Origin of the sequence: Nocardioides sp. Leaf285, from assembly GCF_001422955.1 — a bacterium.
Taxonomy (GTDB): Bacteria; Actinomycetota; Actinomycetes; order Propionibacteriales; family Nocardioidaceae; genus Nocardioides; species Nocardioides kribbensis.
In genome coordinates this window covers 424,015-441,599 of sequence record NZ_LMNH01000002.1, presented here as the reverse complement: position 1 = coordinate 441,599, position 17,585 = coordinate 424,015, and the positions used below count along the sequence as shown (strand labels likewise).

Below are 17,585 nucleotides of genomic sequence, written 5' to 3'. Positions count from 1 at the left end.
GCGGGGCCGGACCTCCTCGCGCCCCTCACCCGGCGCGGGGCGCCCGGACCAGCCGGTTGGCCGACCACCCGGTGCCGAGGAAGACCCAGGAGGGGCCGGGGCCCGCGGGGAGGCGGGTCTCGAGCAGGTCGCTCGCCCACCGCCCGGGCGGCTCGAGCCGGAAGTCGCTGGTGCGGCTCCCGATCCGCACGACGGCGCGGATCTCGGCCGCGACGGCCACGAAGCCGCCGGTGGTGCCGACCAGGGGGAGGAAGCCCTGGCGCCCCACGCGCTCCTTGAGCATCACCGCGCTGAAGGGCGACATGGCCCACTCCCGGCTCAGCCCCGCGGCCTGGTCGTCCCAGGACGCGTCGGCCGGCACGACGCGGCGGGCCAGGAAGAGCCCGAGCGGGTACGCCGCTGCCAGCTCCTCGTCGGTGGGCACGCGCCGCCGCGCGAGGGCGAGCACTCGGTGGGCGTCGAAGAGGTGCGCCGAGCCGGCGCGGTCGGGGCGCCCCGCGAGCCCCGAGGCGAGCACCACCCGGGCCTGGCGCTCGGGCAGCCCGGCCCGGCGCAGGGCCGCCGTGGCCTCCCGCCCGGTCATGAGCGGGCAGGCCCGCCGCTCGGACGCAGCCGGTGAGTCGCCCTCGGTGCCTCCCGCGGGGCCTCCGGGGGCGTCCCCGGGGGAGCCGCCGTCGGAGTGGGACACGGCAGGACGCTACGACGGCGGCGACCCCCGCCGCACGCCGCGCTGCGCGGCCTGTGGACGACGGGGCGAGGGCGCGGTAGGTCACAGGGTCACGGGGACGACCGGAGGGACCCGAGCAGGAAGGAGTCCCTGAGAGGTGGTGCCGGCGTGCTAGGGGGAGGGGCACGGTCGTGCCCCTCCCCCTAGCACGCGGACGAGGCCTCTCGGGGCGCTTGCGACCCGGGCGCCCTCCGCCCGCCTGCCGCAGACCCGCGCACCCCGGGACCTGCAGGTGGCTCGGGGACCCGGGGGCAGCCGGACCCGAGGCAGCCGGGAACCGCGTCAGGGGCCAGACGCCCGGCACGCAGCAGGCGTGCGGCGCCGCGGCGGCCTCGGCGGCGAGGCGGCGAGGGCTCTCACGCCCCGATCGCCGCGAGCCGCCTCGGTCGCAGGCCGGGCGCCACCCCAGGCGCTACCTCAGGCGCTACCCCAGGCGCTACCTCAGGCGCCGCCTCCCGCCGCGGCACCTGCGGCGATGTCGGTGCGGTGCTGCGCGCCGGGGAAGTCGACGGAGGCGACCCCGTCGTAGGCCGCCCGGCGGGCGGCGGCCAGGTCGGCCCCGGTGGCGACGACCGCGAGCACCCGACCGCCGGCGGTCACGAGGTCGCCGTCGCGCAGGGCCGTGCCGGCCTGGACGACGTGCACGTCGGGCAGGGCCTCGGCCGCGTCGATCCCGACGATCACGTCGCCCGACGACGAGGTCTCCGGGTAGCCGCGACTGGCCATCACGACCCCGACGGCCGCGCCCGGGCGCCACGCCGGCGGGGCGACGTCGGCCAAGGTGCCGGTGGCCGCGCCGACCAGCAGCGGCGAGAGCGGCGAGTCGAGCAGCGCCATCAGCGGCTGGGTCTCCGGGTCGCCGAAGCGGGCGTTGAACTCGACCACGCGGGTGCCGCGCGAGGTGAGGGCGAGCCCGGCGTACAGCAGTCCGGCGAAGGGGGTGCCGCGGCGGGCCATCTCGTCGACGGTGGGCTGGAGCACCGTGGCCAGCACCTCCTCGACGAGGTCGTCGGGGGCCCACGGCAGCGGGGTGTAGGCCCCCATGCCGCCGGTGTTGGGCCCGACGTCGCCGTCGCCGATGCGCTTGAAGTCCTGGGCCGGCTGGAGCGGGTAGACCGTCGCGCCGTCGGTGATCGCGAAGAGCGAGACCTCCGGGCCGTCGAGGAACTCCTCGATCACCACGCGTCCGCAGCGTGCGGCGTGCTCGACGGCCTCGTCGCGGTCGAGGGTCACCACGACCCCCTTGCCGGCGGCCAGGCCGTCGTCCTTGACGACGTAGGGCGGGCCGTAGGCGTCGAGGGCGGCCTGCACCTCGACCGCGGAGGTGCACACCCGGGCGGCCGCGGTGGGCACCCCGGCCGCGGCCATGACGTCCTTGGCGAAGGCCTTCGACCCCTCGAGCTCGGCGGCGGCCCGGGTCGGGCCGAAGACCGCGATGCCACGGGCGCGGACGGCGTCGGCGACCCCGGCCACCAGCGGCGCCTCGGGCCCGACGACGACCAGGTCGGCGCCCAGCGACACCGCGAGGTCGGCGACGGCCTCGCCGTCGAGCGCGTCCACGTCGTGCAGCGTGGCGACGGCGGCGATGCCGGGGTTGCCCGGGGCGGCGTGCACCGCGGCGACGCCCGCGTCGTGGGCCAGGGCCCGGGCCAGCGCGTGCTCGCGACCACCGGGGCCCACGACCAGGCAGGTCAGCGGACCGGTCGGCACGGTGCCGGTCACGTGGGGTGCGGGACCGGTCCCGCCGTCGGCGACGTCGCGAGACGCGGCCTGGGGCGGAGCGTGGGTCGGGTCCTGGGGCGAGGGGTCGGTCACGGTGCACCAGGGTAGTGGCCGCCGCCGGCGCCCCGCGCCGCAGCGACCCCGGTGAGCCGGGTGCTCCCGGCGGGGTTCAGGTCGCCTGCGAGGGGGAAGGACGCCCACCATGGCCTCACTCCCCCGCGTCGGTGACCAGTTCGACCGCTACCGCATCGACCACGAGATCGGCCGGGGCGGCATGGGCGTCGTCCTCGGCGCCACCGACCTGTCGCTGCACCGCCAGGTGGCCCTCAAGGTCGTCTCGGCCGAGCTGGGCGACTCCGAGGAGTTCCTGCGCCGCTTCGACCGCGAGGCCACCCTCCTGGCCCGGCTCGACTCCCCCCACGTCATCGAGATCTACGACCACGGCGAGCACGAGGGCTGCCCCTACATCGCGACGCAGTACGTCGCCGGCGGCGACCTCGGCGGCCAGCTGCGCGCCCGCGGCCCCATGCCCCCGCAGCTGGCCGCGACCCTGTGCGCCCAGGTCGCCGACGCCCTCGCCGACGCCCACCGGGCCGGCGTGGTCCACCGCGACATCAAGCCCAGCAACGTGCTGCTGCGCGACGCCACCGCCGCCGACCTCCACGTCTACCTGTGCGACTTCGGCATCGCCCGCGCCGGCGACGAGGCCGACCACCTGACGGCCCCCGGCGCGGTGGCCGGCACCTGGAGCTACCTCTCGCCCGAGTGCGGCGAGGGCCGCGAGGCCACCCCGGCCTCCGACCTCTACTCCCTGGGCTGCCTCTTCTGGGCGGCACTCACCGGCACGGCCCCCTACGTCGGCTCCGACGTCGAGATCGCCATCGCCCACCAGACCTCCCCGGTGCGCCAGCTCACCGGCAGCGACGACTTCACCCGGTGGGCCAACGCCATCCTGGCGCGCAGCATGGCCAAGGACCCCGCCGACCGCTACCCCGACGCCGAGGCCATGCGCCAGGACCTCCTGGCCGCCGCGGCGACCCCGCTCGCTCCCGGCAGCGGCATCACCCCCGTGCCCGTGCCCGCTCCCGCCACGCCCACGGGGGCGTCGGGCCCCTCCGGCTCCGCCGGCTCGGGCTCCAGCGCCGCCGCTGCCGCCGCGGCCGCCGCCGCCGCCACCCCGGGCCGGCGCCGCGCGACGGGGCGGGGCGCCTCGTCGGGCGGGGCCGGCCGGGGCCGGCGTCCGCTCGTGCTGGCCGGCGTCGCCGCCCTCGCCGTGCTCGTCGCCGGCGGCACCGCCCTCGCGGTCACCACGCCGTGGTCCGACGACGGGTCGACCTCCTCCGCCACCGGCGCCGACGGCGACAGCGGCGACAGCGGCGACGGGGCGAGCGGGGCCGAGGCGACCGACCAGGCCAGCGCCGCCCCGGAGCCCCCGGAGGGTCCGATCGCCGGCGACATCGACGCCGACGGCCTGGGCGACGCCGTGTCGATCTACCCCGTCCAGCAGGGCGACATCTACAGCTTCTTCTCCACCAGCCTGCTCTCCGACGGTGAGCAGCTCGAGGCCCAGCCGGAGCGCGACTACGCCGTGGGCGCCCGCACCCTGCGCACCATCACGCTGGCCGACGTCGACGGCAACGGCCTCAGCGAGGTCGTCTCGGTCTACGTGCCGGCCGGGCGGGACCGGCGCATCTACGTCGCCGCCGGGCTCACCGACGGCGGCGAGTTCGGCTTCAACATCGACCGCCCCAGCGACGCCCGCAACGTCACCCCCTGGGCCGGCGACGTGGACGGCGACGGCCTCGACGACCTGCTCCTGCTGGCCTGGGAGCCCGACCGGCCCTACGAGTTCTTCGTCGCCCACGGCCAGGGCGAGGACGGCTTCGGCGAGGCCGAGCCGCTCATGGAGGTCGACGGACCGGGCGAGGACCTCACCCCCACCGTGGAGGCCGGCGACTACGACGGCGACGGCCTGCTCGACGTGGTGGTCTCGACCAGCCCCGACCCGCTGGCCGACGACCCCGAGCAGGTCACCACCCTCTACCTCGGCACCGGCGACGGCTTCGACGAGGGCACGAGCAGCACCGGCGAGGACGGCTTCGACATCGCCACGCTCGCGGGTGACGTCGACGCCGACGGCGACGACGAGCTGGTGAGCGTGTCCGGCACCGGCGAGGACTACTTCGAGGTCTCCGTGCGCGGCCTCGGCGAGGAGGGTCTCGGCGAGCCGGTCGGCGCCGGGGTCATCGACTCCGTCACCGGCGACGGCGGCGACCTCCAGGCCCGCTTCACCCTCAGCGACGTCGACGGCGACGGCCGCGTCGACCTGCTCGCCGTGGGCCCGCAGGACGACCGCACCGCCAAGGTGCTGGTCGTGCGCTCCGACGGCGAGCGCTTCGGCGACACCGAGGAGTGGGCCAGCTGGAGCGCCGACCTCACCTACCGCCTCGAGCAGAGCGTGATGGGACAGACCGTCCCGTGACCGGGCCCGCGGGCGGCGCCGGACCCCTGCGCGTCGGCAGCACCCTGGGCAGCTACCACATCGACGCCGTCGTCGGCGTGGGCGGCATGGGCCAGGTCTTCGCCGCCACCGACACCTCCCTGGGGCGACGCGTCGCGATCAAGGTCGTGCGCGGCGCCCTCGCCGACTCCCCCGCCTTCGCCGCCCGCTTCCAGCGCGAGGCGGCGGTGCTGGCGCGGCTCGACTCCCCGCACGTCATCGCCATCTACGAGCACGGCGAGCACGCCGGGTCGCCGTACCTCGTGACGCGGCTGGCCACCGGCGGCGACCTGGGCCGGCTGCTGGCCGTGCACGGCCCGCTGCGCCCCGAGCTGGCCGCCACCGTCGTCGCGCAGGTCTGCGACGCCCTCGTCGCGGCCCACGCGGTGGGCGTGGTGCACCGCGACGTGAAACCCGCCAACGTGCTCCTGCGCGACGACCGGCTCGACCGGCCCCACGTCTACCTGTGCGACTTCGGTGTCGCGCTCACCGAGTCGAGCGGCCTCACCTCCCCCGGCGCGGTCGCCGGCACCTGGAGCTACCTCGCCCCCGAGCTGACCCGGGGCGCCCCCGCCACCCCCGCCAGCGACGTCTACGCCGTGGGCTGCCTGCTCGTGGAGGCGCTGACCGGACGTCCGCCCTACGCCGGCAGCGACGTGCAGGTCGCGATGGCGCACGTCTCGGCCCCCGTGCCCCAGCTGCCGGAGGGCCACCCGGCCAAGGCCGCCTTCGACCCCGTGCTCGCCCGGGCCCTGGCCAAGGACCCCGCCGACCGCCACCCCGGGGCCGCCGCGCTGCGCGAGGACCTGCGCCGCCTCGGCGGGCACGAGCGCTCGACCGGGTCGGGCGCCTCCCTGCGGCCCCCGCCGCCCGCGGGGCGGTCGCGGCGGGGTCGCCTGGCCGCCGCCGGGCTCGGCCTCGCCGTCGCGTCGGGGGCGGTCGCCGCCGGCCTGCTGCTGTGGCCCGACGACGCGCCGCGCGACACGGCGTCCGGCCCGGCGACCGGTCCCGCCGCAGCCGCGGGCCTGCCGCTCCCCGCGGACCCCGCCCCGGCCCGCGAGGACCCCGCCGCGCGCGGTGACGTCGACGGCGACGGCCTCGGCGACCTGCTGCTGCTCGACCTCGACGGCGGGCAGCTGCAGCGCTCCGACGGCGCGGCCGTCGACGACGCGGAGCGGGTCGCGGAGGTCAACCCCCGCACGGTGCTGGGCGACGTCGACGGCGACGGCGTCCTCGACCGGGTCACCGTCGACGGCGACGGCTCGAGCCTGCGCGTCGCGGTGGCGCCCGGCCCGCTCGACGCGGGTGATCCCGCGCCGCGCCGCAGCTCGCTGATGGTCGTGCCACCCGCCGAGGAGGTCGGCACGTTCGACTACGGCACCGGCACCGCCGCGCTCGGGGACTTCGACGGCGACGGGCGCGACGACCTCGCCGTCGGCACCGCACTCGACGACACCGCCACCGTCACGGTGATGCTCAGCACCGCCGAGGAGGACTGGCAGCGCGAGGCGACCTGGGCCGAGGTCGAGCGGTCACCGGGCGCGAGCACGACCTGGACCGTCGGCGACCTCGACGGCGACGGTCGCGACGACCTCGTGGAGGTCGACACCCTCGGCCGCACCACCGTGCTGCGCGGCCTGGTGTCGCGCGGCGACTCCTTCGAGCAGGTCGGCGAGACGCTGGTGCTCGACGAGCCCGGCTACGGCACCGGCGTCTTCCGGCAGGCCGACCTCGACGGCGACGGCACCGACACCCTCGTGCACGTCGGCACCGACCTCGCGGTGAGCGCCTGGTCGTGGGAGGACGGGCTCGGCGGGGCGAGCGCGCTCGCACCGGCCGACGACGACGCCGGCTACTCCCCGCACGCCGTGGTCTCCGACGTCGACGGCGACGGCGCCGACGAGCTGGTGGCCCTCGTCGGCGTCGAGCGCCCGCGCGCCGTCGTGCTCGACGGCTCCCCCAGCGAGTCCTCCAGCGGGTCCTCCGACGAGTCGTCCCTCACCGCCACGCGGTGGCCCCTGGTCGACCCCGGCGTCGTCCTGGCCGTGGCGGACCGCGTCACCGAGACCGAGCGGCAGTACTAGGCCGCACCGGGCACCGGCACGGGACGGTCGCACCGGGCTCGTCCGGGACCGGTCAGACCAGCGGGTGCACCACGACGGTCGCCTCGCGCGAGGGACCGACGCCGACGACCGAGATGCGCGCGCCCGACATCTTCTCCACCGCGCGCACGTAGGCCTGGGCGTTGGCGGGCAGGTCCTCGAAGGTGCGGCAGGCGCTGAGGTCCTCCCACCAGCCGGGGAGGTACTCGTAGATCGGCACGGCGTGGTGGAAGTCGGTCTGGTTGACCGGCATCTCGTCGTGGCGGACCCCGCCGACGTCGTAGGCCACGCAGACCGGCACCTGCTCCAGACCGGTCAGCACGTCGAGCTTGGTGAGCACGAAGTCGGTGACGCCGTTGACGCGGGCGGCGTAGCGGGCGATGACGGCGTCGTACCAGCCGCAGCGCCGCGGGCGACCGGTCGTGGTGCCGTACTCGGCGCCGACCTTGCGCAGGTGCTCGCCGGCGTCGTCGAAGAGCTCGGTCGGGAAGGGGCCCTCGCCGACGCGCGTGGTGTAGGCCTTCACGATGCCGATCACCTGGTCCATCCGCATCGGCGGGATGCCCGAGCCGGTGCAGGCGCCGCCGGCGGTCGCCGACGACGACGTGACGAAGGGGTAGGTGCCGTGGTCGACGTCGAGCAGGGTGGCCTGGCCGGCCTCGAGCAGCACGGTCTCGCCGCGGTCGAGGGCCTGGTTGAGCAGCAGGCCGGTGTCGCGGACCATCGGGCGCAGCCGGTCGGCGTACTGCAGCAGCTCCTCGAGGGTCTCGTCGACCGAGGGGGCGCGACGGTTGTAGATCTTCGTCAGCACCTGGCCCTTGAGCTCCAGGGCGCCCTCGATCTTCTGGCGCAGGATCTTCTCGTCGAAGATGTCCTGCACCCGGATGCCGATGCGGTTCATCTTGTCGGCGTAGGTCGGGCCGATGCCGCGCCCGGTCGTGCCGAGGCGACGCGAGCCGAGGAAGCGCTCGGTGACCTTGTCGACGGTGCGGTTGTAGTCGGCGATGACGTGCGCGCTGGCGCTGACCACCAGGCCGCTGGTGTCGACGCCGCGGGCCTCGAGGCCCTCGATCTCCTCGAAGAGCACCTTGAGGTCGACGACGACGCCGTTGCCGATCACCGGCGTGCAGCCGGGGGTCAGGATGCCGCTGGGCAGCAGGTGGAGGGCGTACTTCTCCTCGCTGCCGTCGGGCTGGCCGATGACGACGGTGTGGCCGGCGTTGTTGCCGCCGTTGAACTTCACGACGTAGTCGACGCTGGAGCCGAGCAGGTCGGTGGCCTTGCCCTTCCCCTCGTCACCCCACTGGGCACCGATGATGGCGATCGCGGGCATCTGCTCGCTCACTTCCGGTTCTAGGCGTGCTGGACTCCTCCGACCCGGCGCACCTGACGCGCTCGGAGCGGAAACGCGAGAGCCCCGGGCACAAGTGCACCGGAGCTCTTGCGGCCACACGCTACCGCAGGTCGGCGCCCGACCGCCCGCTCCACTACTGTCGCGGTGTGGAGCCCCTTCTCGTCATCACCAACAGCGGCGCCGGCACGTCGGACGAGGAGACCCTCGAGCGGGCCCTCGACATCCTGCGCGCCGAGACCTCCGTCGAGGTGGCCGCCACCTCCGACCCCGGTGAGCTCAACGGCGTCCTGCACCGCGCCGGGTCGCGTCGCATCGTCGTGGCCGGCGGCGACGGCAGCATGCACGCCGTCGTGGCCGCGCTCCACCGCCGCCACGAGCTGGCCGACGCCGTGCTCGGCCTGCTGCCGCTGGGCACCGGCAACGACTTCGCCCGCGGCAACGACATCCCCCTCGACATCGAGGAGGCCGCCCGCGTCCTGCTCACCGGCGAGGTGCGCCGCGTCGACCTCATCGTCGACGAGGTCGGCGAGATCGTCGTCAACAACGTCCACGCCGGCGCCGGCGCGCAGGCCAGCCGCCGCGCCACGCGGTGGAAGGACCGGCTCGGCTCGATCGGCGTCGGCAAGGTCAACCTGGGCAAGCTCGGCTACCCGATCGGTGCGGCGCTCGCGGCGTACAAGCCGCCCTTCGTGCGGCTGCGCGTCGAGGTCGACGGCGAGTGCGTGGTCGACCTCGACCAGCCCGTGCTCATGGTGGCCGTCGGCAACGGCTCCGACGTCGGCGGCGGCACCTCGCTCAACCCCGAGGCCGAGACCACCGACGGGCGCCTCGACGTGATGGTCTCGCGCTCGATCGGCCCCCTGGCGCGCTTCGGGTACGCCGCGGGCCTGCTGCTCGGGCGCCACGAGGAGCGCGACGACGTGATCTCCCTGACCGGTCGCACCGTCTCCATCGCCGGGGAGCCCTTCTACTGCTCCGCCGACGGCGAGATCTACGGTCCCGAGCGCCAGCGCACCTGGCACCTCGAGCCCGGCGCCTACTCGATGGTGCTGCCGCACCGCTGAGGCACCGTCAGAGCCACCCGCGCCGGGCCGCCTCGACCCCGGCCTGGAAGCGCGACTCGGCGCCGAGCTCGATCATGAGGTCGGCGACCCGGCGACGCACGGTGCGCAGGCTGACCCCGAGCCGGCGGGCGATCTGCTCGTCCTGGGAGCCGCTGGCCAGCTGCTGCACCAGGAAGCGCTGCATGTCGCTGCGCGGCTCGGCCTCCCCGGTCAGCGCGCTCACCGGCGCCGCGCGGTCCCACAGCGCCTCGAACCAGTAGGTCAGCGCCTTCACCAGGCCCGGCTGGCGGATCAGGGAGCGCGGCTCGTCGACCTGGCCCAGCGGCTCGGGGAGCACGGCGTGGGTCGTGCCGATGATGAACATGCGGGTCGGGATCGTCGGCAGCACCCGGATCACCTCGCCCTTCTCGACGCGGTGGTTGAGCGTCGCGCGGGCCTCGGTCAGCGCGCGCACGGGATAGATCGCCCGTGAGCTGCGACCCCCGCTCACCAGGCCGCCGATGAAGTCGCCCATCGCGTCCTCCGAGGGGTGGCGCCACTGGTCGGGGCGCAGCCAGAGCAGGTCGCCGCGGCTCTGCACCATGAGCGCGGTGAGCAGCGGGATCGGGTTGCCGCCGCTGCTGATCTCGCCGTCGAGCGGCTGCACGTCGTGCACCTCGCCCTCGGCGGGCCGGGCCCCGCTGCCGGTGAGGAACGGCAGGGCCGCCGCGACGCTCTCGAGCTCGGCCTGCACGACCGCCGCGCTCGCCGCCTGCGCGGCGAGGATGCGGGCGACCACCTCGGGGGCGCTGGCCACGAAGACCCGCGACTCCTCCACCCGCACCACGCCGGCGTCGCACAGCGGCTCGAGGGCGCTCATCAGCTCCTCGGGCGTCTGGAGCAGCGCGGCCGCGACCGAGACGAGCTCGCGCCCGGAATGGCCCAGCAGCTGCTGGTGGAGGCGGTCCACGTGCTTGGGGAAGCCGAGGGCGGCCATCAGCGTGGCGGGGGTCCGGGTGGGCATCCGTGGCATGTTAGTGCCGCTCGTCCCCCACCGCCATGGTTCCTCGTGGCCGGGGCGGGCCAGTGGCGCGGCTCCGGTAGCGTTGGGGCGTCCCACCGCGGGCCCGCGAGACGTCCCGACCGGTCCCACCACGCCGTCCGACGCGCCCCTGCGGGCCGTCACGGACGAGAGCAGGAGCAGCACCCCGATGGCACGAGGCACAGCACGAGACGGGGCCCCCCAGGCTCCCGTCGACTGGGTCACCCGCGCGGCCGACGACGCCGTGCGCCACGCCGAGCAGGGAGGCTGGACCCCGGAGTCGGGGCGGCCGATCACCTGCGCCTCGGGGGCGAGCCCGTCGGGGCCGGTGCACCTGGGCAACCTGCGCGAGTTCCTCACCGTGCACTTCGTCGCCGACGAGCTCGCACGCCGCGGGCTGCCCGTGCGCCACCTGCACAGCTGGGACGACTACGACCGCTTCCGCAAGGTCCCCGCCGGGGTGGACCCGTCGTGGGCCGACCACATCGGGCGCCCGCTCTCGGGCGTGCCCGACCCGTGGGAGTGCCACGACTCGTGGGCCGATCACTTCAAGGAGCCGCTCGTGGCCTCGCTGCGCGCCCTCGGCGTGGAGATGGAGGAGGTCTCCCAGACCGAGCGCTACCGCGCGGGGGCCTACCGCGAGCAGATCCTGCACGCCGTGGCCCAGCGCGACCGCATCGAGACCGTGATGGCGCGCTACCGCACCAAGGCCGCCCCGCTCAGCGAGGCCGCCGAGTCGGCCGAGGAGGCCGCGGCGCTCGCCGACTCGGTCGCCAACGACGGCGACGACGGCAACCCCTCGGGCCTCGGCGCCACCAACGACCTCGCGCGCTTCCCCTACAAGCCCTACTGCCGCGACTGCGGGCGCGACACCACGATCATCACGTCCTACGACGACGACTCCGCCGACCTGGCCTACACCTGCACCTCGTGCCCCTTCGAGGGCGTCACCAACCTGCGCACCCAGGACGAGGGCAAGCTGGTCTGGAAGGTCGACTGGCCGATGCGCTGGGCCGTCGAGGGCGTCGACTTCGAGCCCGGCGGCGTCGACCACGCCAGCCCGGGGTCGTCCTACACCGTGGGCAAGGAGCTGGTGAAGCTCTACGACGGCCGCGCCCCGTCGTTCGTCGGCTACTCCTTCGTCGGCGCCGGCGGGCAGGTCAAGATGTCCTCCTCGCGCGGTGGCGTGCCGACCGCGGCCGACGCCCTGCAGATCCTCGAGGCGCCGGTGCTGCGCTGGCTCTACGTGCGCCGCCAGCCCAAGCAGGCCTTCAACGTCGACTTCGGCCCGGAGGTGGTGCGCCTCTACGACGAGTGGGACGCACTGGGCCGCAAGGCCGCCGACCCCGCCAAGCGCGACGCGCAGGTGCTGGCCTTCGAGCGCGCCAGCGAGACCGCGACGGCCGGCCGCCTGCCGGTGCCCGCGGTCGTGGTGCCCTTCCGCCTGCTCTCGTCGGTGGCCGACGTGACCGCGGGCAGCGCCGACCTCATCAGCCGCATCGTGCGCGAGGTCGGCCACGACCACGACTCCGTCGAGGACCTCGAGCCGCGGCTGGGCCGCGCCATGACCTGGACCGGCGAGTACGTACCCGAGTCGGAGCGCACCACCGTGCGCACCGAGCCCGACGCCGCCCGGCTGGCCCGGCTCGGCGACGACGAGGAGCTGTGGCTGCGCCACCTCCTCGACCGGCTGCCCGACCGTCTCGACCTCGACGAGACCACCACGCTGGTCTACGGCGTGCCGAAGCTGGGTCGGGGCCTGGGTCTCGACGACGCCCCGACCGACCAGGTCAAGGCCGACCAGAAGGCGTTCTTCAAGCTGCTCTACAACCTGCTCGTCGACGCCGACCGCGGCCCGCGCCTGCCCACGCTCTTCCTGGCCCTGGGCTCCGACACCGTCCGGCGGCTGCTCACCCCGCCGACGTAGGGCGGGGTGGGCGCCGCCCGCGTCAGTCGCCGAGGAGCGCGGCGTAGCCGGTGGGGCTGGAGTCGCGCAGGAAGTCGCGGCAGCGCTCCCACTCGTCGGTCTCGCCGATGGCGCGGGCCGACTTGGCCAGCAGCGACAGGCAGACCAGGAAGCCGCGGTTGGGCTCGTGCTCCCACGGCACGGGCCCGTGGCCCTTCCAGCCGTTGCGACGCAGCAGGTCGAGGCTGCGGTGGTAGCCGACCCGGGAGTAGGCGTAGACGACCACGGCGTCGGCGTCGGCCGCGGCGGCCTCGGTGGCGAGCGCCGCCCACGCCGACGGGGACGCCGGGTGGTGGCGTACGACGTCGGTCGGCGACTCGCCCGCGGCGAGCGCGGTCGTGGCGGGGTCGGCGGGCAGGTGGGTGGGCGGCGGACCGGCCATCAGGTCCATGCCGGGGGTCACGGGGCTCATGGGTGCATTGTGTCCCCCGGGCGCGACGCGCGTCCCCGGCGGGGTCTGCGCCCCCCCACGAGGACAGGGTCGCCGGGCACACTGTGGCCCATGGCACGCCCTCCCCTCGATCCCGACCAGATCCCCGACGACGCGAGCGGGCGCGATCTCGCCGGCTACGTCGGCGAGGACGTCGGTCGCCAGCTGGCCCTCCGGGTCGCCGCCTTCGTGGCACTGCTCTGCGCCCTCGGCGGTGCGACCACCGACGCCGACGACACCGTCCGCGCGGGCGGCCTCGTGGCCGGCACGCTCGGCGCCCTCGCGCTCCTGGTGGCCGGGCTGGGCCGCTGGCGCCGCGCCCGGCAGTGGCTGCTGATCGCCGTGGTGCTCCTCGTGTGCGGCGGCCTGCTGGCGGTCATGCTCGGCCAGCACCGCGCCGCGGCCTGAGCGGCCCCACCGGTCCAGACCACGCGACCGCTCCGGCGGCCGGGGCGACGGGCGCGCCGTACGACGCGTTTGCCGTGCCTCGCGCGCGGGCACCGTCGTGCCACCCTCGACCCCCCAGGAGCCAGCCGTGGTGAGAGCCCCCGAGACCACAGGATCGGCCGGAGAGCTGAGAGTGGACCTGCCCGACCTGCGCGGCTATGCCCAGCTCGTCGACGAGATCCGCTTCGACCTCAGCACGATCCACACCCAGGTGGAGACCTACTGCACCGACGCCGACTTCGGCAAGATCGTCGAGGACCTCACCGACGACTACGCCACCCTCCTCCCCCAGCTCAAGGAGCTGCTCGCGGAGAACGCCACGCTGATGGGCAGCTACGCCGTGGCGCTCGACCAGCAGGCGCTCGACTTCGGCCGCACCGACGGAGCGGTGGCCGGCTCCTTCGGCGGAGGCGGTGGCGTCAGCGGCGGCAGCGGCACCAACACGGCCGCCTTCGCGAAGGTCTCACCCCTCAGCTACCTGGAGAACCCCTACCCGAGCGAGAGCGAGCTGCCGGAGGTCTCCTTCGGGTTCATGCTCGACGAGCTGTGCTGGGCGCTCGAGAAGTTCTGCGGGTGGGACCTCAGGGCCGAGGTCACCGACTGGATCGCCGGCGACGTCGTGGGCCTGTCGACCCAGGCCCGCTGCTGGGAGATCGTCTCCGGGCGCCTCGACAGCTGCGAGCAGAACGTCACGGCCGGCTAGATCCGGGTCTTCGAGACCTGGAGCGGACAGGCCGCCAACTCCCACGCCGCCGGCATGTACGGCTGGACGCCCGCCCTGCAGGACCAGAGCACCGGCCTGGCCACGCTCGGGGAGCACCTGAAGGAGGTGGCGGCCCAGGCGGTCAGCACGGCCCAGTTCGTGGTGGACTGCGTCCGACTCGCCGTCGACCTGATCACGAGCGCGTGGGCGCTGCAGTACATCCCCGTCTACGGCCAGGCGAAGTTCATCCAGAAGGCCTGGGACGCCTACAAGACGGCCAGCAAGGCGACGGCCTACCTGCGGATGCTGTTCTCGCTCATCCGGACGGTGAAGAGCTTCATCGAGATGCTCGTCAGCGACCTCACCGTCTCCTCGCTGCCGCCCAAGCCGTTGGCGGTGTGACGTGGACCGCGAGCGCTACGCCGCGATCACCGAGGACCTGCGCCGGGCCTCCGCCGAGCTGACCGAGGCGCTGGCCGCAGGGCGTGCCGAGCTCGACGAGCTGCGCCGTGGGCCCCTCGTCGACGCCGACGACCGGCGGGCGCTGCAGGAGGCCGCCGAGCGAGGCGCGATGGGCCGCGAGATGCAGGACTTCGCCGACGAGGTCCGTCGGGGGCGGGCCGACTGGGAGCAGATGCTGCGCGGTCAGGGCGAGCACGGCTCGCTGCGCGACGCGATGGTCCAGCGCGCCCAGGACGAGCGCGGCGAGGAGCTCGCGCAGGCCTTCGCCGACTCGCCCGCCCCCCGTGACGTCGACGATCCCCGTGGTCCCGACCGGCGGCCGCCGCGACCCGCCGCAGGACCCGACGGGTCCTGAGCCCGGCGCGGCCGGTCGCCGCGAGCGGAGCACGACGCCCCGGCCGGTCGGCCGGGGCGTCGTCGGGCGCCGAACGCGTCAGCGCAGGTCAGCGCAGGTCAGCGCAGGTCAGCGCAGGTCAGGAGACGGCCTTGCCGGAGGAGCGCAGGTGCTCGCAGGCCTCGACGATGCGGGCGGCCATGCCCGCCTCGGCGGCCTTGCCCCATGCACGGGGGTCGTAGGCCTTCTTGTTGCCGACCTCGCCGTCGACCTTGAGCACGCCGTCGTAGTTGCTGAACATGTGGGCGGCGACGGGGCGGGTGAAGGCGTACTGGGTGTCGGTGTCGACGTTCATCTTCACCACGCCGTAGTCGACGGCCGCGCCGATCTCCTCGGCCGAGGAACCGGAGCCGCCGTGGAAGACCAGGTCGAAGGGCTTGGCGTCGGCGGCGAGGCCCAGCTTCTGCGCGACGGCCTCCTGCGCGGCCTTGAGGATCTCGGGGCGCAGCTTGACGTTGCCCGGCTTGTAGACGCCGTGGACGTTGCCGAAGGTCAGGGCGGTCATGTAGCGACCCTTCTCGCCGGCGCCGAGGGCCTCGATCGTGGCGAGGGCGTCCTCGGGCGTGGTGTAGAGCTGCTCGTTGATCTCGTTGGCGACGCCGTCCTCCTCGCCGCCGACGACACCGATCTCGACTTCGAGGATGATGTGGGCCGCGGCGGCCTTGGCGAGCAGCTCCTCGGCGATGACGAGGTTCTCCTCCAGCGGCACGGCGCTGCCGTCCCACATGTGCGACTGGAACAGCGGCAGCTGGCCGCCCTTGACCCGCTCGGCGGAGAGGTCGAGCAGCGGGCGCACGAAGCCGTCGAGCTTGTCCTTCGGGCAGTGGTCGGTGTGCAGCGCGATGTTGACGGGGTAGGCCTTGGCGACCTCGGCGGCGTAGGCCGCGAAGGCGACCGAGCCGGTCACCATGTTCTTCACCGAGGGGCCCGAGAGGTACTCCGCACCGCCGGTCGAGACCTGGATGATGCCGTCGGACCCGGCGTCGGCGAAGCCCTTGAGCGCGGCGTTGAGCGTCTGCGACGACGACACGTTGATCGCCGGGAAGGCGAAGCCCCGCTCCTTGGCGGTGTCGAGCATCTGGGCGTAGATCTCGGGGGTGGCGATGGGCACGGCGGGTCTCCTCGGGCGGGGTCTGGCTGCGACGCCGCCCACCCTAGACCGTGCGGGTCACCCGTAGCCTCGGTCCCATGCACCGACGGAGCACCCTGCGCACCACCACCCGGGCCAGCGACCTGCCGGTCAGCGCCGAGCACGCCTGGCGCGCGGTCACCGCGGCCGGCGCCGCCGAGCGGTGGTACGTCGACGCCGCTCCCTTCGCCGTCCGCGGGGCGATCGACCGGCTCACCCTGGGCCGGGGCCGCCGCTGGCCGGTGCCCGAGCACCCGCAGCTGCGCGCGGGCGACACGGCCGGCTTCTGGCGCGTGGTCGCCGCCGGCCCGCACGGCTCGGGCGGGACCACCGGCCACCGGCTGGTGCTCGACGCCGCGGTGCGCGCACCGGGTCTGGTCACCTGGCGCACCACCGTCACCCCGCTGACGGGCCCCGACGGGTCGGTGTGCCGGGTGGAGAACGCGGTGACCTTCACCCCCGGCTCGTTCCTCGGCGGGCTCCCCGGCCGCGCCTACCTGCTGACCGACCTCCCGGCCCGCGAGCTGCTCACCGAGCTGGTGCACCACCGCGTCGTCCGCGACGTCACCGCCTGAGCGCTCCTCCTCGACCACGGGGCGCCTAGGCTGAGGCGGTGACCACCACCACCCGCGCGCCCGAGGACGACCCGGTGCGCGAGCTCTTCGCCAGCGGCTCGGTGGCCGAGCACGTCGTGCGCGGCGTGGTCGGGCTGGTGCTGGCCGTCGCCGGGCTGGGCCTCGCGGGCCAGAGCGCGTGGTGGCTGCTGCTCCTGCCGCTGGCCGTGGTGTCGTGGCGCGGGTGCCCGACCTGCTGGACGCTGGGCCTGGCGCAGACGCTGTCGCGCGGACGCGCCGAGCGCGTGTGCGACGACTCGGGCTGCCGGCCCGTGCGGTCCTCGACGCGCTAGCCGCGCCAGGCGTCCTCGGCGGCGAGGTCGGCGTGGGTGCGCACCCACGCGTGCATGGCGATCGCGGCGGCGGCCGAGGCGTTGATGGAGCGGGTGGAGCCGAACTGCGCGATCGAGAACGTGCCGTCGCAGGCCGCCCGCGCACCCTCGGAGAGGCCCGGACCCTCCTGGCCGAAGAGGAAGCAGGCCCGACGCGGCACGGCCGTCGTCTCGAGGTGCTGCGAGCCGGGCAGGTTGTCGATGCCCAGCAGTGGCACCGGACCGCCGGGCAGGCCGGCCAGGTGGGCCGCGAGGTCCTCCGCGGTCGGGTGGTGGCGCAGGTGCTGGTAGCGGTCGGTCACCATCGCGCCGCGGCGGTTCCACCGCCGCTGGCCCACGATGTGCACCTCGGCGGCCAGGAACGCGTTGGCGGTGCGCACGACCGCGCCGATGTTGACGTCGTGCTGCCAGTTCTCGATGGCGACGTGGAAGTCGTGGCGGCGGGTGTCGAGGTCGGCGACGATCGCGGCCACCGACCAGTACCGATAGCGGTCGACGACGTTGCGCCGGTCGCCGGCGGCCAGCAGCTCGGCGTCGTAGACCTCCGACCCGGGGCCCTCGGGCCAGGGCCCCTCCCAGGGGCCGACCCCGACCTCGGCCGGTCCGTGGGGCATGGGG

General features: G+C 75.1%; 17 protein-coding genes. 10 read left to right on the top strand and 7 right to left on the bottom strand.

What is annotated here, in order from left to right; genetic code table 11:
* Positions 1-25: 25 nt before the first annotated feature.
* Together ASF47_RS07275 and purD are read right to left on the bottom strand one after the other, a co-directional pair.
* The gene (locus ASF47_RS07275; RefSeq protein WP_156697786.1) at positions 26-688 is read right to left on the bottom strand and encodes a hypothetical protein; all 663 of its coding nucleotides are present in this window, start codon (positions 686-688) and stop codon (positions 26-28) included.
* A 480-nt stretch (positions 689-1,168) separates the two neighbouring features.
* On the bottom strand, positions 1,169-2,422 hold the full coding sequence (gene purD / locus ASF47_RS07270) for a phosphoribosylamine--glycine ligase (RefSeq protein ID WP_056863571.1): 1,254 nt from the start codon (positions 2,420-2,422) through the stop codon (positions 1,169-1,171).
* A gap of 229 nt (positions 2,423-2,651) precedes the next feature.
* On the opposite strand from purD, the gene ASF47_RS07265 reads away from it, so the two are divergent.
* Both ASF47_RS07265 and ASF47_RS07260 read left to right on the top strand, forming a co-directional pair.
* Positions 2,652-4,931, top strand: a complete 2,280-nt coding sequence (locus tag ASF47_RS07265) for a serine/threonine-protein kinase (protein WP_056863326.1) — start codon at positions 2,652-2,654, stop codon at positions 4,929-4,931.
* Positions 4,928-7,033, top strand: a complete 2,106-nt coding sequence (locus ASF47_RS07260; RefSeq protein WP_056863325.1) for a serine/threonine-protein kinase — start codon at positions 4,928-4,930, stop codon at positions 7,031-7,033. Before ASF47_RS07265 ends, ASF47_RS07260 begins: the two co-directional genes overlap by 4 nt.
* 52 nt (positions 7,034-7,085) lie before the next feature.
* Here the strand turns inward: ASF47_RS07260 and ASF47_RS07255 are convergent, their stop codons facing one another.
* Positions 7,086-8,396 (bottom strand): adenylosuccinate synthase, encoded by a 1,311-nt coding sequence (locus tag ASF47_RS07255; RefSeq protein WP_251535168.1) that lies wholly within the window; start codon positions 8,394-8,396, stop codon positions 7,086-7,088.
* 155 nt (positions 8,397-8,551) lie between these two features.
* On the opposite strand from ASF47_RS07255, the gene ASF47_RS07250 reads away from it, so the two are divergent.
* Positions 8,552-9,469, top strand: coding sequence for a diacylglycerol/lipid kinase family protein (locus ASF47_RS07250; RefSeq protein ID WP_056863324.1), 918 nt, complete (start codon positions 8,552-8,554; stop codon positions 9,467-9,469).
* Between the two features lie 7 nt (positions 9,470-9,476).
* Here ASF47_RS07250 and ASF47_RS07245 read toward each other — a convergent pair whose 3' ends face one another.
* A complete protein-coding gene (locus tag ASF47_RS07245; protein WP_056863323.1) occupies positions 9,477-10,472 on the bottom strand; it encodes a helix-turn-helix transcriptional regulator in 996 nt (331 codons plus the stop codon).
* Positions 10,473-10,659: 187 nt separating this feature from the next.
* Here ASF47_RS07245 and lysS point away from each other — a divergent pair, with 187 nt between their 5' ends.
* Entirely contained in the window at positions 10,660-12,417 is a 1,758-nt protein-coding gene (lysS, locus tag ASF47_RS07240; protein WP_056863322.1) for a lysine--tRNA ligase, read from the top strand.
* Positions 12,418-12,439: 22 nt separating this feature from the next.
* Here lysS and ASF47_RS07235 read toward each other — a convergent pair whose 3' ends face one another.
* Positions 12,440-12,868, bottom strand: coding sequence for a DUF3151 domain-containing protein (locus ASF47_RS07235; protein WP_082500095.1), 429 nt, complete (start codon positions 12,866-12,868; stop codon positions 12,440-12,442).
* A gap of 90 nt (positions 12,869-12,958) precedes the next feature.
* Here ASF47_RS07235 and ASF47_RS07230 point away from each other — a divergent pair, with 90 nt between their 5' ends.
* The 4 genes from ASF47_RS07230 to ASF47_RS07215 all read left to right on the top strand — a co-directional run bounded on the left by ASF47_RS07230 (position 12,959) and on the right by ASF47_RS07215 (position 14,853).
* Complete coding sequence (locus ASF47_RS07230; RefSeq protein ID WP_056863320.1) at positions 12,959-13,294, top strand: hypothetical protein; 336 nt, start codon at positions 12,959-12,961, stop codon at positions 13,292-13,294.
* A gap of 172 nt (positions 13,295-13,466) precedes the next feature.
* Entirely contained in the window at positions 13,467-14,036 is a 570-nt protein-coding gene (locus ASF47_RS07225) for a hypothetical protein (RefSeq protein WP_056863319.1), read from the top strand.
* A 54-nt stretch (positions 14,037-14,090) separates the two neighbouring features.
* Entirely contained in the window at positions 14,091-14,438 is a 348-nt protein-coding gene (locus tag ASF47_RS07220; protein ID WP_056863318.1) for a hypothetical protein, read from the top strand.
* Position 14,439: 1 nt separating this feature from the next.
* The gene (locus ASF47_RS07215; RefSeq protein WP_056863317.1) at positions 14,440-14,853 is read left to right on the top strand and encodes a hypothetical protein; all 414 of its coding nucleotides are present in this window, start codon (positions 14,440-14,442) and stop codon (positions 14,851-14,853) included.
* Positions 14,854-14,971: 118 nt separating this feature from the next.
* On the opposite strand, the gene fbaA is transcribed toward ASF47_RS07215, so the two are convergent.
* Positions 14,972-16,003, bottom strand: a complete 1,032-nt coding sequence (gene fbaA, locus ASF47_RS07210; protein WP_056863316.1) for a class II fructose-bisphosphate aldolase — start codon at positions 16,001-16,003, stop codon at positions 14,972-14,974.
* Between the two features lie 77 nt (positions 16,004-16,080).
* On the opposite strand from fbaA, the gene ASF47_RS07205 reads away from it, so the two are divergent.
* Together ASF47_RS07205 and ASF47_RS07200 are read left to right on the top strand one after the other, a co-directional pair.
* The gene (locus ASF47_RS07205) at positions 16,081-16,596 is read left to right on the top strand and encodes a DUF2867 domain-containing protein (protein ID WP_056863315.1); all 516 of its coding nucleotides are present in this window, start codon (positions 16,081-16,083) and stop codon (positions 16,594-16,596) included.
* Positions 16,597-16,634: 38 nt separating this feature from the next.
* Positions 16,635-16,928 (top strand): hypothetical protein, encoded by a 294-nt coding sequence (locus ASF47_RS07200; protein ID WP_200918982.1) that lies wholly within the window; start codon positions 16,635-16,637, stop codon positions 16,926-16,928.
* On the opposite strand, the gene ASF47_RS07195 is transcribed toward ASF47_RS07200, so the two are convergent.
* Positions 16,925-17,581, bottom strand: coding sequence for a TrmH family RNA methyltransferase (locus ASF47_RS07195; protein WP_056863568.1), 657 nt, complete (start codon positions 17,579-17,581; stop codon positions 16,925-16,927). The genes ASF47_RS07200 and ASF47_RS07195 overlap by 4 nt on opposite strands.
* Positions 17,582-17,585: the final 4 nt, after the last annotated feature.

Coding starts and splice junctions, on each gene's coding strand:
- ASF47_RS07265 (WP_056863326.1), top strand. CDS start 2,652: ATGGCCTCACTCCCCCGCGTCGGTGACCAGTTCGACCGCTACCGCATC.
- ASF47_RS07245 (WP_056863323.1), bottom strand. CDS start 10,472: ATGCCCACCCGGACCCCCGCCACGCTGATGGCCGCCCTCGGCTTCCCC.
- lysS (WP_056863322.1), top strand. CDS start 10,660: ATGGCACGAGGCACAGCACGAGACGGGGCCCCCCAGGCTCCCGTCGAC.
- ASF47_RS07235 (WP_082500095.1), bottom strand. CDS start 12,868: ATGAGCCCCGTGACCCCCGGCATGGACCTGATGGCCGGTCCGCCGCCC.
- ASF47_RS07230 (WP_056863320.1), top strand. CDS start 12,959: ATGGCACGCCCTCCCCTCGATCCCGACCAGATCCCCGACGACGCGAGC.
- ASF47_RS07220 (WP_056863318.1), top strand. CDS start 14,091: ATGTACGGCTGGACGCCCGCCCTGCAGGACCAGAGCACCGGCCTGGCC.
- ASF47_RS07205 (WP_056863315.1), top strand. CDS start 16,081: ATGCACCGACGGAGCACCCTGCGCACCACCACCCGGGCCAGCGACCTG.
- ASF47_RS07195 (WP_056863568.1), bottom strand. CDS start 17,581: ATGCCCCACGGACCGGCCGAGGTCGGGGTCGGCCCCTGGGAGGGGCCC.